Genomic DNA, 13964 nt, shown 5'->3' on the forward strand with positions numbered 1-13964 from the left:
TGCCGTCACGAGCCTACCAAGCCTTCTCAGTCCGTCTAGGCGTCTGCGCCTCTATGCGCTCTAATAGGCCTGCTTCGCGTCGGCCTCCTCGCTAGTCTGGATCAGATCGAGACTCGCCTCGATCTTGCCGAGCAGGGCCGAGAGCTGCTTGCGCTCCTGGGCGGAAAGGCAGGCGAGGATCTCGTCTTCCCGTCGCAAGAGTTGCGGGAACAGCTCTTCGTACAGCGCGCGGCCCTTCTTCGTCAGTTGCAGGCGGAATTCACGGCGGTCGGCTTCGTTCTCGACGCGCTCGATCAGCTGCGCATTGAGCAGCGTGGTCACCGCGCGGCTGATGGTGGATTTGTGCGTGCGGGTGCATTGCGAAATGTACTGGGCGCTGCAGGCCTCGTTGCGGAAGCCGAGCGTGGCGATCACGCGCCAGGCCGGAATGTCGAGGCCGTGACGTTCCTGATATTCGACCGCGAGCGCAGCACTGACTTCCGCCGCAAGCCGGTTGAGGCGGAACGGCACGAACTTGAACAGATCGAGGCGCGCCTTCGGCCGCGGCGAAGCCTCATCGCCTTGCCGCGTCTTCAGCGCGATGTCGCTGGATGTCCTCGCCAAGGAGAGCGCTCCGAATTCCAGTTGACGGCCGGCCGGCTCCGGTCCAAAATAGTTGCACGTGAGACTATCTAGCAGATCAGTCCTCTTCTGACCAGAGCCGAGGTTAGCGCATGGCGCAGGCCAATCCGCAAAAGGCCAAAACCCAGTTCGGCTATCGCCGCCACCCCGATCAGGATCGCCCCGGCTCTAGCCCGGCGGAGCATCCGGTGGTGATCGTCGGCGCCGGCCCGGTGGGGCTGTCGCTGGCGATCGACCTTGCCCAGCGCGGCCAGCGCGTCGTCCTTCTGGACGATGCCGACCGCATCGGCGAAGGCTCGCGCGCGATCTGCTTCTCGAAGCGTTCGCTGGAATATTTGGACCGGCTCGGCGTCGGCGACCGTATGGTCGACAAGGGCGTAGTCTGGAGCGTCGGCCGCATCTTCCACGGCGAGTCCCAGCTCTATCAGTTCAACCTGCTGCCCGAGGATGGCCACAAGCGGCCGGCCTTCATCAACCTCCAGCAATATTACGCCGAGGCCTATCTGGTCGACCGCGTCAGTGATCTGCCTGCGATCGACCTGCGCTGGCGCAACAAGGTGACGGCGCTGGAGAGCCGCAACGATTCCGTGGCGCTGACAATCGACACGCCGGAGGGTGCCTATCGCCTGCACGCGCAATACGTCATCGCCTGCGACGGGGCACGCTCCTCGCTGCGGCAGATGGTCGGCGCCGAGTTTGCCGGACAGGTGTTCGAGGACCAGTTCCTGATCGCCGATGTCAAGATGACGGCGGAATTCCCCACCGAACGCTGGTTCTGGTTCGATCCGCCGTTCCACGCCGGGCGCTCGGCGCTGCTGCACCGGCAGCCCGACGATGTCTGGCGCATCGACCTCCAGCTCAACCGCTACGCCGATCCCGTAGTCGAGAAGAAGCCGGAGAACGTTCGGCCGCGGATCGCGCGCATGCTCGGCCACGACAAATTCGAGTTCGAGTGGATCTCGCTCTACAAATTCCAATGCCGCCGGATGGACCGCTTCATCCATGGCCGCGTGATCTTTGCCGGCGACTCCGCGCATCAGGTCTCGCCGTTCGGCGCTCGCGGCGCGAACTCGGGACTCGAGGACGCCGAGAATCTCTCCTGGAAGCTCGACCGCGTGCTGCGTGGGACTTCGCCAGCGAGCCTGCTTGAGAGCTACCATATCGAGCGGAGCTTCGCGGCCGACGAGAACATCCGCGAATCGACCCGCTCGACCGATTTCATGGCGCCGAACTCGCACCAGGAAGCGCGGCTGCGCAAGGCGGTGCTGTCGCTCGCCAAGGAGACCGAGTTCGGCAAGCGCATGGTTAATTGGCGGCCGCCTTTCGGTGCCGTGCAGCTATGACTCGCCGCTGTCATCGCCTGATGCAGATGCATGGCGCGGTGGCCCTTCTCCCGGCTGTTCCATGCTCGACGCTCCTGTTGCCGGCGAGCAGGCCTATCTGACCGATGCGTTCCGCAAAGGTGGAACGGATTTCACCTTGCTGTCGTTCAGCAATGGCGCAGCGATCGACGCGCCGGAAGGCCTGAAGGATATCCGCGTCGGTGGCGCGGGCGGGCTGGCCGATTCCCAGGGCCTGGTCGCAAAGCGCTACGATGCCGAGCCGGGCGCAGCCTATCTGCTCAGGCCAGATGGCTATGTCGCGGCGCGCTTCCGCCATCCGACGCGCGAGGCGATTACAGCGGCGCTGTCGCGCGCCACCGGCGTCAATTGAGGTTTCCCATGCCGCTTTCGACCAGCTCGAACTTCGCACGGCCTGACGACGCCTTTCGCGCCATCGTCGATGCGCATCGCGGCCTCACCGAGGAGCAGAGCGCCGATTTCGACGCGGCGCTGGTGCTGATCCTCGCCAATCATATCGGCGACATCGACGTGCTGCGCGAGGCGATCGGGCTGGCGAAGCGCCGCATGATCGACGGCCAGCAGCAACAACAGCAACAACAATAACCACTGACTTGAGGATGACCTGATGGCGAAGAACTTCGCATCCACCGGCGATCTCTCCGAGAAGAAGATCACCTTCTCCGAGATCGGCACCGATCTCTACGCCTTCACCGCCGAAGGCGATCCGAACACCGCTGTTATCGTCGGCGATGACAGTTGCCTCGTGTTCGACGCGCAAGCGACGCCTGCGATGGCGAACAAGGTGATCGAGCGCGTCAAAGCCGTCACCGACAAGCCGATCAAATATGTCGTGCTGTCGCATTATCACGCCGTGCGCGTGCTCGGCGCCTCCGCCTACAAGGCGCAAGGGATCGTGGCCTCGCAGGAGACGCATCGGCTGATCGCGGAGCGCGGCCAGCAGGACTGGGGATTCCGAATACGGCCGCTTCCCGCGCCTGTTCCAGGATGCTGCCAGCATTCCTGGCCTGACCTGGCCGACGCTGACCTTCGAAGGCGAGATGTCGATCTATCTCGGCAAGCGCGAAGTGCGACTGATGCAGTTAGGGGCCGGCCACACCTCCGGCGACATCGTCGCCTGGGTGCCGGATGCCGAGGTGATGTTCTCCGGCGATCTGATCGAATATCACTCGGCTTGCTATTGCGGCGATGCGCATTTGCGCGAATGGCCACTGACACTGAACGAGATCCGCAACTTCAATCCCAAGGCGATCGCGCCGGGCCGCGGCGATGCGCTGAAAGGCGTTGGCATGGTGCGCGAGGCCATCGCGATGACGCGCGATTTCGTCACCTCGCTCTATGGCGCGGCCGAAATCTCCGTCGCCAAGGGTCGCACGCTGAAGGAATCGATGGCGGCGACGCGCGAGGTGATGGACCCGAAGTTTTCCAGCTTCGCCATCTACGAGCACTGCCTGCCGTTCAACGTGTCGCGTGCCTACGACGAAGCGTCGGGGATCGACGATCCCGTGATCTGGACCGACAAGCGCGACCAGGAAATGTGGGCCGCCCTGCAAGGAGGAGGATAGTCATGAACATCAATACCTCGCCTGATCAGATCGTCCGCAGCTCGGCCCAGGTGACGCCGGGCTATATGTCGGGCTTCGGCAACTCTTTTGAGACCGAGGCGCTGCCGGGCGCGCTGCCGATCGGGCGCAACTCGCCGCAGCGCTGCGCCTACGGCCTCTATGCCGAGCAGCTCTCCGGCTCGCCCTTCACCGCGCCGCGCGGCACCAATGAGCGCTCCTGGCTCTATCGCATCCGGCCTTCGGTGAAGCATTCCGGGCGATTCGAGAAAGTCGACGCCGGGCTGTGGCGGTCGGCGCCGTGTCATGAGTACGATCTGCCGATCGCGCAGCTGCGCTGGGATCCGACGCCGCTGCCGAAGGAGGAGGTAACCTTCCTCCAGGGCGTGCAGACCATGACCACCGCTGGCGACGTCAATACCCAGGCCGGCATGGCCGCGCATGTCTATCTCATCACCAAGTCGATGGTGGACGAGCACTTCTACAACGCCGACGGCGAATTGCTGTTCGTGCTCCAGCAGGGCAATCTGCGCCTCGTCACCGAGTTCGGCCGCATCGATGCCGAGCCCGGTGAGATCATCGTGATCCCACGCGGCGTCAAGTTCCGCGTGGAGATTCCGAATGGTCCGGCGCGCGGCTATCTCTGCGAGAACTACGGCGGCGCCTTTACGCTGCCGGAGCGCGGACCGATCGGTGCGAATTGCCTCGCCAATGCGCGCGACTTCCTGACGCCGGTCGCGAACTACGAGGACAAGGACACGCCGACCGAGCTCTACGTGAAATGGGGCGGCTCGCTGTTCAAGACGACCCTGCCGCATTCACCGATCGACGTCGTCGCCTGGCACGGCAATTACGCGCCCTACAAATACGATCTGCGCGCGTTCTCGCCGGTCGGCGCGATCAGCTTCGACCACCCTGATCCCTCGATCTTCACGGTGCTGACTTCGCCGTCGGAGACAGCGGGCACCGCGAATATCGATTTCGTGATCTTCCCCGAGCGCTGGATGGTCGCCGACAACACTTTCCGTCCGCCCTGGTACCACATGAACATCATGAGCGAGTTCATGGGCCTGATCTACGGCGTCTACGACGCCAAGCCACAGGGGTTCGTGCCGGGCGGCATCTCCTTGCACAATTGCATGCTGCCGCACGGCCCCGATCGCGATGCCTTCGAGCACGCCAGCAACAGTGAGCTGAAGCCGGTCAAGCTGACCGGCACCATGGCCTTCATGTTCGAGACCCGCTACCCGCAGCGCGTCACGGCGCATGCCGCAAAATCGTCGACGCTCCAGGACGATTACGCGGATTGCTGGAAGGGCTTGGAGAAGCGGTTCGACCCGAACAAGCCGTGAGTTTTGTTGTTCGTCATCGCCGGGCTTGACCCGGCGATCCATCCTCCCCTGAAAGGATGGATGCCCGGGTCAAGCCCCGGCATGACGATTTTTCGATTGGAGAATTCTCGTGACCCACCCCAACGATCCCAGTCTCCGCTCCTTCATCGAAATCGACCCTTCTTCCGACTTCCCGATCCAGAACCTGCCCTATGGCGTGTTCTCGACCGGGGCCAATCCGACGCCGCGCGTCGGCGTCGCCATCGGCAACTACGTGCTCGATCTCTGGGAGCTCGAGCAGGATTCGCGGCTCGATGTCGGCCCACTCGGCGTGTTCTCCGGACCCTCGCTCAATCCCTTCATAGCGCTGGGGCCGAAAGTCTGGACCGGGACGAGGGCGCGGATCAGCGAGCTCTTGCGTCACGATAACCCGCAGCTGCGCGACAATCAGGAGCTGCGCAGCCGCGCGCTGGTGCCGATGCAGGACGCGAAGCTGCATCTTCCGTTCACGGTCTCGGGCTACACCGATTTCTATTCGTCGAAGGAGCACGCCACCAATGTCGGTGTGATGTTCCGCGGCAAGGACAATGCGCTTCAGCCGAACTGGCTGCACATGCCGATCGCCTATAACGGCCGGGCCTCGACGGTGGTGGTCTCCGGCACAAGAGTGAAGCGTCCGCGCGGTCAGTTGAAGCCGCCGAATGTGGAGGTGCCGAGCTTTGCGCCCTGCAAGCGGCTCGATTTCGAGCTGGAGATCGGCGTCGTCGTCGGCCAGCCCTCACCGATGGGCGGCATGCTGACCGAGAGCCAGGCCGAGGAGATGATCTTCGGTTTCGTGCTACTGAACGACTGGAGCGCGCGCGACATCCAGCAATGGGAATATGTGCCGCTCGGCCCGTTCCTGGCAAAGGCCTTCGCAACTTCGATCAGCCCGTGGGTGGTGACGCGCGAGGCGCTGGAGCCGTTCCGCGTGAGAGGGCCGGAGCAGGCGCCGGTGCCGCTGGATTATCTCAAGCAGGCGAAGCCGCAGAACTACGATGTCGAGCTCGATGTCTCCTTGCGCGCTGCGGGTGCCAACGCGTCTGCCAGCATCAGCCGCACCAATTTCAAATACATGTACTGGTCCTCGGTGCAGCAGTTGATGCACCACGCCTCAAGCGGCTGCGCCATGAATGTCGGCGATCTCTTGGGCAGCGGCACCATCTCCGGGCCCGAGAAGAACCAGCGCGGGAGTCTCTTGGAGATCAGCTGGAACGGCACCGAGCCGGTCGAACTGCCCGGCGGCGCCAAGCGCTCGTTTCTTGAGGACGGCGATAGCCTTGTCATGCGCGGCTGGTGCCAGGGCAACGGCTATCGCGTCGGATTCGGCGAGGTCGAGGGGACGATCTTGGCGGCGGAGTGATTGCTGGGACATTGAGGCGACGCTCCGTCCTCGTTCTGCGTCATTGCGAGCGCAGCGAAGCAATCCAGAAGTTTTCCGCGGCGGCAGTCTGGATTGCTTCGTCGCAAGGGCTCCTCGCATGACGTGGAGAGAGCCTATCGTTTCTCCGGCGGCACGTCCCGCACCCGCGCGCAATGCGCCGCGACGTCCTCCACGCTGTACTTCAAATGCACCCGCTTGTCGGACGGCGCCTGCTTGCTCGTGCACACGCCCGGTCGCCATTCCTGCGTCGGCCTGATCGGCCGCGGGGCAAAGCCGCCGCCGCAGTTCGGGCAAACGTTGGAGAGTTTTGTCTCGACGCAGTCCGCACAGAACGTGCATTCATAGGAGCAGATCCGCGCATCCGTTGCATCGGGGGGCAGGTCGCGGTCGCAATACTCGCAGTTCGGTCGAAGCTGGAGCGCCATGGCTGAATCTCCCGGATTGACCGGGATCATCGCAGATCGCGCGCGCAGCGCGAATGCCGTAGTTCCCTCGATTTCAGCCGGGTTTGATCTCCTTGAGCGGCAGCTTTGAGCTTTCCTTGAGCCGGTCGAGCACGATGGAGGAGCGCACATGCGCGACGCTCTGATGCGGCATCAGTACGTCATTGACGAGGTTGGAAAGGCCCTTGAGATCGCGCAGCACGGCCTTGAGCACGTAGTCGGCGTCTCCCGTCAGCGAATAAGCTTCCTGGATCTCGTCAATGCGGTTCACCAGCGCGCGGAAGCGTTTTGAATTGTCCGGCGAGTGGGTCGCGAGCCCCACCTGGATGAAGGCGATCACGCCAAAGCCGAGCGCCTCGCTGGAGAGGTCGGCGTGATAGCCCGCGATCACCTTCTCCTCCTCCAGCCGCATCCGCCGCCGCGAGCATTGCGAGGCCGAGAGGCCTGCGAGATCCGCCAGCTCCTGGTTGGTGAGGCGGCCGTCGTCCTGGAGTGCGGTCAGGATCTTGAGATCGAAGGCGTCCACGGAAATCATGCGTCATCTGTCCATTTCGTGCACGGATCGTGCACAAGGTAGCCAAAACGCATCTCGATTGCACGCCTATTGCGCGCCCGATGAAGGATAGTTCCTGTCCAGCAGCCATTTGGGAGAGCGCCATGGGTCCGTTTCCGCACGATGCACCGCCGGCCACTATTACCGCCGACAATCCGATGGGCACCGATGGATTCGAGTTCGTCGAATACGCCCATCCCAATCCGAAAGAGCTGCATGCTTTGTTCAAGCTGATGGGCTATGCGCCCGTCGCGCGCCACAAGACCAAGAAGATCACGGTCTATCGCCAGGGCGACATCAACTATCTCGTCAACGAGGAGCCCGGCACTCACGGTTACGAGTTCGTGGCCGCCCACGGCCCCTGTGCGCCGTCGATGGCGTTTCGCGTCGTCGATGCCAAGGCGGCCTATGAGCGCGCGATTGCACTCGGTGCCGAGCCCGCCGACGCGTCTTCGGCGCAGAAGACGCTCGACGTGCCCGCGATCAAGGGCATTGGCGGCAGCCTGCTTTATCTGGTCGATCGCTACGGCGCCAAGGGCTCGGCCTATGATGCCGAGTTCGAATGGCTCGGTGCGCGCGATCCGCGGCCGCATGGCGCCGGCCTGTTCTATCTCGACCACCTCACCCACAACGTCCATCGCGGCCGCATGGACGTCTGGGCCGGCTTCTACGAAAGACTGTTCAACTTCCGCCAGATCCGCTTCTTCGACATCGAGGGCCGCGCTTCGGGCCTGTTCTCGCGCGCGCTGACCAGCCCGGACGGCAAGATCCGGATTCCGATCAACGAGGACGCCGGCGATTCCGGGCAGATCGAGGAATATCTAAAGACCTATCGCGGCGAGGGCATCCAGCACATCGCCTGCGGCTGCCATGACATCTACCGCACCATCGAGGGCCTGCGCGAAGCCGGCCTGCCCTTCATGCCGTCGCCGCCCGACACGTATTTCGAGAAGATCGATGCGCGCCTGCCCAAGCACGGCGAGGATGTCGCCCGATTGCAGCGGAACGGCATCCTGATCGACGGCGAGGGCGTGGTTGACGGCGGCCAGACCAAGGTGCTGCTCCAGATCTTCTCGGCGAATGCTATCGGACCGATCTTCTTCGAGTTCATCCAGCGCAAGGGGGACGACGGCTTTGGCGAGGGCAATTTCAAGGCCCTGTTCGAGTCGATCGAGGAGGATCAGATCCGGCGCGGGGTGCTGAAGGTGGATACGGCGGCGTAAAGGACGCTGCTGCTACACGCACACTGCCGTAGGGTGGGCAAAGCGAAGCGTGCCCACCACTTCTATCGGTATTTTGAAGAGAGCGTGGGCACGGCGCTATGCGCCTTTGCCCACCCTACGGATTTGTGCGCTGGGGCTACTTCCCAGTCTGCCACGCCTTCACCACTGCTCCAATCTCCGCCGCCTCCGGCTCACGAACCGCCGACGGCGTGCGTGAGAACCGCGGCGCGGGCGCGGGCTGCTTCACGCCATGACGCTCGATGAAGACCTCGCGGGCGACCATGTGCGGGTGCTGTGTCGCCTCCGACATGGTCAGCACGGGCGCGAAGCAGATGTCGGTGCCTTCCATGATCTTGCACCAGTCCTCGCGCGTCTTGCTCTTGAACACGGCCTTCAGCTTCTCCTTCAGCGCCGGCCAGGCCTTGCGGTCCATCTGCGCGTCGAAATCTGCGTCAGTCAGGCCCGCGTGCTCGCGCAGCAGCGCGTAGAACTGCGGCTCGATCGAGCCGATCGAGACGAAGTGGCCGCAGGCGCACTCGTAGACCCCGTAGAAATGAGCGCCGCCATCGAGGAAATTCTGGTTGCGGCCTTCGGTCCAGCGGCCGAGCGTCGTCATGTCGAAGAAGAACGACATCAGCGAGGCCGCCCCGTCGCACATCGCGGCATCGACCACCTGGCCCTTGCCGGACTTCTGCGCCTCCAGCAGCGCCGCGAGCACGCCGACGACGAGATAGAGCGCGCCGCCGCCGAAATCGCCGACGAGGTTCAGCGGCGGCACCGGCGCTTCCTTGGTGCCGATCGCGGCGAGCGCGCCGGTGATGGAGATGTAGTTGATGTCATGGCCGGCGGCATTCGCGAGCGGGCCTTCCTGGCCCCAGCCGGTCATGCGGCCGTAGACCAGTTTCGGGTTGCGCGCGAGCACCACGTCGGGGCCGAGCCCAAGCCGCTCCATCACGCCGGGACGAAAGCCCTCGACCAGCGCATCGGCGCCGGCGAGCAGGTCGAGCACCTGCGCGATTGCCGCCTTGTCCTTGAGGTCGAGCTCGATCACCTTGCGGCCGCGGCCCGCCACCGATTTCATGCTCTTCTTGGCGCCGACGCGATCGAGCGTGACGACATCGGCGCCCATGTCGGCCAGCATCATGCAGGCGAACGGGCCGGGCCCGATGCCGGCGAATTCGACGATGCGGAAGCCCGAGAGAGGGCCGGAGGTGCGGACGGATGAGTTTTGGGCGGGTTTATCGAGCACGTTGTTGTTTCCTCGGTCGCAGGCAAATGCCGCTGGTCCGGCAAGCGCCTCTGACGTTGCTCTTGGGGGCGAGTTAATTGGCTGATTAACTTTTCTCGCCTTCACGCCAGCGAGGCAAGCGCTTTTCACGCATGGGCGCATAATAAAAGCGGCGCGCATTTCTGCGCGCCGCGGAAAAATTGTGTCGAGGCGCTAGAGCATGACGTGCTGTCGCGCTCTTGCTCGATCAGCCCGCCGCAGTCACCGCGCGCTGCGCCATCACCTTGACGAGGTTGGCGCGGTACTCCGCCGAGCCGTGGATGTCGGCCAATAGTCCGCTCGCGGGAATGCTGACATTGTCGAGCGCCGAGGGCGACCAATTCGCCTTCAGCGCGGCTTCGATGGCGCCGACCCGCATCACGCCGCTTTGCGAGGCGCCGGTCGCGGCGACGCGGATCTCGCCCGACTTGGTCTGCGCGACGAAGACGGCAGTGAGCGCGAAGCGCGAGGCCGGATGCCGCATCTTGGCGTAACCCGCTTTTGCCGGGATCGGGAACGACACGGCGGTGATGAGCTCGCCGTCCTCCAGCGCCGTCGTGAACAGACCCTGGAAGAAGTCCTCCGCCGCAATCGACCGCTTGTTGGTCTTCACGGTGGCGCCAAGCGCGAGCAATGCGGCGGGGTAATCCGCTGCGGGATCGTTATTGGCGATCGACCCGCCGATCGTGCCGCGATAGCGCACGGCGGGATCGCCGATCAGCGATGCCAGATAGGCAAGCGCGGGGATCGCCGTCTTCGCCGCCTCGCTGGTCGCAACGTCATAATGCGGCGTGGCTGCCTTGATGGTCAGCGTGTCGCCCGAAGCCTCGACGCCGATCATGTCCTTGATCTTGGCGACGTCGATCACGTCGGAGGGGCCGGCGAGGCGCTGCTTCATCACCGGCAGCAGCGTCTGGCCGCCAGCGAGGAACTTTGCCTCGCTGCTCTTGCCGAACAGGCTGGCCGCCTCGTCGACCGAGGAAGCGCGATGATAGGTGGTCTGGTACATGTTCGTTCCTCCCCTTAAGCCGCGTGGATCGTGCGCCACACCCGGTCCGGGGTTGCGGGCATTTCCAGATTGTTCTTGCCGATCGCATCCGTGATCGCGTTGATCACGGCCGCTGACGCGCCGATCGCGCCGGCCTCACCGCAACCCTTGATGCCCAGCGGATTGCCCGGGCACAGCGTCGTGGTGTGGGAGAGATTGAACGAAGGCAGATCGTCGGCGCGCGGCATGGAGTAATCCATGAACGAGGCCGTGACCGGCTGGCCGTTGGCATCGTAGATGGCGTGCTCGAGCAGCGCCTGGCCGATGCCTTGCGCGAGCCCGCCATGGACCTGGCCCTCGACAATCATCGGGTTGATCAGCCGGCCGAAATCGTCGGCCGCGACGAAGTTGACGAAGGAGGTCTTGCCGGTGCCGGGATCGACCTCGAGCTCGCAGATATAGGCGCCGGCCGGGAAGGTGAAGTTGGTCGGATCGTAAAAGGCGCTCTCCTTCAGGCCCGGCTCCATCCCGTCGGGCAGGTTGTGCGCGGTGTAGGCCGCGAGCGCGACCATCGGGAAGGCGATCGCCTTGTCGGTGCCGGTCACCTTGAACTCGCCGTTCTCGATGACGATGTCGGCTTCCGACGCTTCCAGCGCATGCGCCGCGATCTTCTTGGCCTTGGATTCCATCTTCTCCATGGCCTTCAGGATCGCGGTGAGACCGACGGCCGCCGAGCGCGAGCCGTAGGTGCCCATGCCGAACTGCACCTTGTCGGTGTCGCCATGCACGATCGAGACTTGGCTGATGGGAACGCCGAGGCGGTCGGCGACGAGCTGGCAGAACGTGGTCTCGTGACCCTGGCCATGGCTGTGCGAGCCCGTGAGGATCTCGATGGTGCCGACCGGGTTGACGCGGACTTCCGCGGACTCCCACAGGCCGACGCCGGCGCCCAGGCTGCCGACGGCCTTGGACGGCGCGATGCCGCAGGCTTCGATGTAGCAGGAGACGCCGATGCCGCGCAGCTTGCCGTCGGCTTTCGCCTTGGCCTTGCGCGCGGGGAAGCCGGCATAGTCGATCGCCTTCATGGCCGCGTCGAGCGAGGCATTAAAGTCGCCGGTGTCATAGGCCATGATCACAGGCGTCTGGTGCGGGAACTGGGTGATGAAGTTGGTCCGGCGCAGCGCGGCCGGATCGACATTCAGCTGCCGTGCCGCTGTCTCCATCAGCCGCTCGATCAAATAGCTCGCCTCGGGACGGCCCGCGCCGCGATAGGCATCGACCGGCGTGGTGTTGGTGTAGACGCCGATCACCTCGGCATGGATCGCCGGGATGTTGTACTGGCCCGACAGCAGCGTCGCGTAGAGATAGGTCGGCACTGACGAGGAGAACAGCGACATATAGGCGCCGAAATTGGCGTAGGTCTTCACCTTCAGGCCGATGATCTTGTTGTTGGCGTCGAAAGCCATCTCGGCATGGGTGACATGGTCGCGGCCATGCGCGTCGGTGAGGAAGGCCTCGGTGCGGTCGCCGGTCCATTTGACGGGGCGGCCGACCTTCTTGGAGGCCCACAGCGCCACCATCTCTTCGGGATAGATGAAGATTTTCGAGCCGAAGCCGCCGCCGACGTCGGGGGCGATCACGCGCAGCTTGTGCTCGGGGGCGATGTTGTAGAACGCCGACAGCACGAGCCGGGCGACGTGCGGGTTCTGCGACGTCGTATAGAGAGTGAAGTGCTCTTCCGCGGCATCATAATCGGCGATCGCCGCGCGCGGCTCCATCGCGTTCGGGGCGAGGCGGTTGTTGGTGACGTCGAGCTTCACCACGTTGGCGGCCTTGGCGAAGGCGGCGTTCACCGCGCCCTCGTCGCCGATCACCCAGTCATAGACCTGGTTGCCGGGAGCTTCGGGGTGAAGCTGCGGCGCGCCAGCTTTGATGGCCGACTGCATGTCGGCGACGGCCGGCAGCTCTTCATAATCCACGACCACGGATTCGGCCGCATCGCGCGCGAGATTCTTGCTCTCGGCGATCACGACCGCGACGGCCTGCCCGACGAAGCGCACCGTCTCCGGCGCCATCGCCGGCCATGCGCCCATCTTCATCGGGCTGCCGTCCTTGGAGGTGATGGCCCAGCCGCAGATGAGATTGCCGACCTTGTCATCGACCAGTTGCTGTCCGGTGAGCACCGCGACCACGCCCGGCATCTTCAGCGCGGCGGAGGGGTCGATCCCCTTCACCTTGGCGTGCGCGTGCGGGCTTCTGATGAAATGGGCATGGGTCATGCCCGTCAGCTTGATATCGTCGACGTAGCGGCCCTTGCCGGTAATGAAACGCTTGTCTTCCTTGCGCACGACGCGCGCGCCGATGCCTTCAACACCCATGTCTGGTCCTCCCGACCGGAATTGTCTTGACTGCGCTTTCCCTCGAAAGCAGCAGCGGTGGTTCTTTATTCGAGGCGGGCCGCTTACTCGGCCGCCTGCGAGACCTTCATGCGTCCGGCTGCATCCAGCACGGCCTTGACGATGTTGTGGTAGCCGGTGCAGCGGCAGATATTGCCCTCGAGCTCCTGGCGGACGGTGGCTTCGTCGAGCTGGCCGCCATGGCGGTGCACGATATCGATCGCCGACATGATCATGCCCGGCGTGCAATAGCCGCACTGCAGGCCGTGATTGTCGCGGAAAGCCGCCTGCATCGGGTGCAGCTCGTCGCCCTTCGCGATGCCTTCGATGGTGGTGACATTGGCGCCGTCAGCCTGGCCCGCCAGCATGGTGCAGGACTTCACCGCCCGGCCGTCCATGTGGACCACGCAGGCGCCGCACTGGCTGGTGTCGCAGCCGACATGGGTTCCCGTGAGATTGAGGTGATCGCGCAGCAGGTGAACCAGCAGCGTACGATCCTCGACGTCAACAGCGACGGCCTTGCCGTTCACCGTCAGTTTGACTGTAGACACGGTTGTAGTCCTCCCGGGATGATTTTGATTGTTTCTAATTAGAGACAGCGGCGTCCGGACTTTGCAACTGGGATTTTGGTCGCCCCGGTCATGGAAAAGTCATCGATCCCGCCGTGGACGCAACGACTTGTGCGGGCGGGTTGGGGATTCGGCGGCCGGACCGGCCGGCCGTGGGATGCCAGCCGCCATCCCACCGGTCGGCCTCTGGCCGATGAAGTCCCGCCTTGGGCGGGCGTCGCGGAATT

General features: G+C 64.2%; 11 protein-coding genes and 2 pseudogenes. 6 read left to right on the forward strand and 7 right to left on the reverse strand.

The features are described 5' to 3' along the window. Nucleotides 1–60 precede the first annotated feature (60 nt). The gene (locus tag ACVWY3_RS31675; protein WP_456841977.1) at nt 61–603 is read right to left on the reverse strand and encodes a MarR family winged helix-turn-helix transcriptional regulator; all 543 of its coding nucleotides are present in this window, start codon (nt 601–603) and stop codon (nt 61–63) included. A gap of 110 nt (nt 604–713) precedes the next feature. On the opposite strand from ACVWY3_RS31675, the pseudogene ACVWY3_RS31680 reads away from it, so the two are divergent. The 5 genes and pseudogenes from ACVWY3_RS31680 to fahA all read left to right on the forward strand — a co-directional run bounded on the left by ACVWY3_RS31680 (nt 714) and on the right by fahA (nt 6277). Next, nucleotides 714–2334, forward strand: a pseudogene (locus tag ACVWY3_RS31680) (FAD-dependent oxidoreductase). Nucleotides 2335–2342: 8 nt separating this feature from the next. After that, nucleotides 2343–2567 carry a DUF2783 domain-containing protein gene (locus ACVWY3_RS31685; protein ID WP_456841978.1) on the forward strand — a complete coding sequence of 75 codons (225 nt, stop codon included), beginning with the start codon at nt 2343–2345 and terminating at the stop codon, nt 2565–2567. Between the two features lie 22 nt (nt 2568–2589). Further along, a pseudogene (locus tag ACVWY3_RS31690) lies at nt 2590–3547 on the forward strand (MBL fold metallo-hydrolase). 2 nt (nt 3548–3549) lie between these two features. Continuing rightward, on the forward strand, nt 3550–4896 hold the full coding sequence (gene hmgA, locus ACVWY3_RS31695; protein WP_456841979.1) for a homogentisate 1,2-dioxygenase: 1347 nt from the start codon (nt 3550–3552) through the stop codon (nt 4894–4896). 109 nt (nt 4897–5005) lie between these two features. Continuing rightward, nucleotides 5006–6277: a fumarylacetoacetase gene (gene fahA / locus ACVWY3_RS31700; RefSeq protein WP_456841980.1), complete on the forward strand. Its 1272-nt coding sequence runs from the start codon at nt 5006–5008 to the stop codon at nt 6275–6277. A gap of 134 nt (nt 6278–6411) precedes the next feature. Here fahA and ACVWY3_RS31705 read toward each other — a convergent pair whose 3' ends face one another. Next, complete coding sequence (locus ACVWY3_RS31705; protein WP_092219441.1) at nt 6412–6723, reverse strand: DUF1272 domain-containing protein; 312 nt, start codon at nt 6721–6723, stop codon at nt 6412–6414. 73 nt (nt 6724–6796) lie between these two features. Next, nucleotides 6797–7276, reverse strand: coding sequence for an Lrp/AsnC family transcriptional regulator (locus ACVWY3_RS31710; RefSeq protein WP_456841981.1), 480 nt, complete (start codon nt 7274–7276; stop codon nt 6797–6799). 122 nt (nt 7277–7398) lie between these two features. On the opposite strand from ACVWY3_RS31710, the gene hppD reads away from it, so the two are divergent. Next, nucleotides 7399–8517 carry a 4-hydroxyphenylpyruvate dioxygenase gene (gene hppD, locus ACVWY3_RS31715; protein ID WP_456841982.1) on the forward strand — a complete coding sequence of 373 codons (1119 nt, stop codon included), beginning with the start codon at nt 7399–7401 and terminating at the stop codon, nt 8515–8517. A 136-nt stretch (nt 8518–8653) separates the two neighbouring features. On the opposite strand, the gene ACVWY3_RS31720 is transcribed toward hppD, so the two are convergent. From ACVWY3_RS31720 to ACVWY3_RS31735, 4 genes are all read right to left on the reverse strand, one after another. After that, on the reverse strand, nt 8654–9766 hold the full coding sequence (locus ACVWY3_RS31720; protein ID WP_456841983.1) for a CaiB/BaiF CoA transferase family protein: 1113 nt from the start codon (nt 9764–9766) through the stop codon (nt 8654–8656). Nucleotides 9767–9992: 226 nt separating this feature from the next. Continuing rightward, a complete protein-coding gene (locus ACVWY3_RS31725; protein ID WP_456841984.1) occupies nt 9993–10793 on the reverse strand; it encodes an FAD binding domain-containing protein in 801 nt (266 codons plus the stop codon). Nucleotides 10794–10807: 14 nt separating this feature from the next. Beyond that, nucleotides 10808–13150, reverse strand: a complete 2343-nt coding sequence (locus tag ACVWY3_RS31730; protein ID WP_456841985.1) for a xanthine dehydrogenase family protein molybdopterin-binding subunit — start codon at nt 13148–13150, stop codon at nt 10808–10810. An 83-nt stretch (nt 13151–13233) separates the two neighbouring features. Next, nucleotides 13234–13719 (reverse strand): (2Fe-2S)-binding protein, encoded by a 486-nt coding sequence (locus tag ACVWY3_RS31735; RefSeq protein ID WP_027563543.1) that lies wholly within the window; start codon nt 13717–13719, stop codon nt 13234–13236. Nucleotides 13720–13964 lie beyond the last annotated feature (245 nt).

Source organism: Bradyrhizobium sp. USDA 4486 (genome assembly GCF_054057995.1).

Excerpts from the sequence above, each read along its gene's own strand:
- ACVWY3_RS31710 (WP_456841981.1), bottom strand. The coding sequence starts at position 7,276 with ATGATTTCCGTGGACGCCTTCGATCTCAAGATCCTGACCGCACTCCAG.
- ACVWY3_RS31685 (WP_456841978.1), top strand. The coding sequence starts at position 2,343 with ATGCCGCTTTCGACCAGCTCGAACTTCGCACGGCCTGACGACGCCTTT.
- ACVWY3_RS31730 (WP_456841985.1), bottom strand. The coding sequence starts at position 13,150 with ATGGGTGTTGAAGGCATCGGCGCGCGCGTCGTGCGCAAGGAAGACAAG.
- hppD (WP_456841982.1), top strand. The coding sequence starts at position 7,399 with ATGGGTCCGTTTCCGCACGATGCACCGCCGGCCACTATTACCGCCGAC.
- hmgA (WP_456841979.1), top strand. The coding sequence starts at position 3,550 with ATGAACATCAATACCTCGCCTGATCAGATCGTCCGCAGCTCGGCCCAG.
- ACVWY3_RS31705 (WP_092219441.1), bottom strand. The coding sequence starts at position 6,723 with ATGGCGCTCCAGCTTCGACCGAACTGCGAGTATTGCGACCGCGACCTG.
- ACVWY3_RS31725 (WP_456841984.1), bottom strand. The coding sequence starts at position 10,793 with ATGTACCAGACCACCTATCATCGCGCTTCCTCGGTCGACGAGGCGGCC.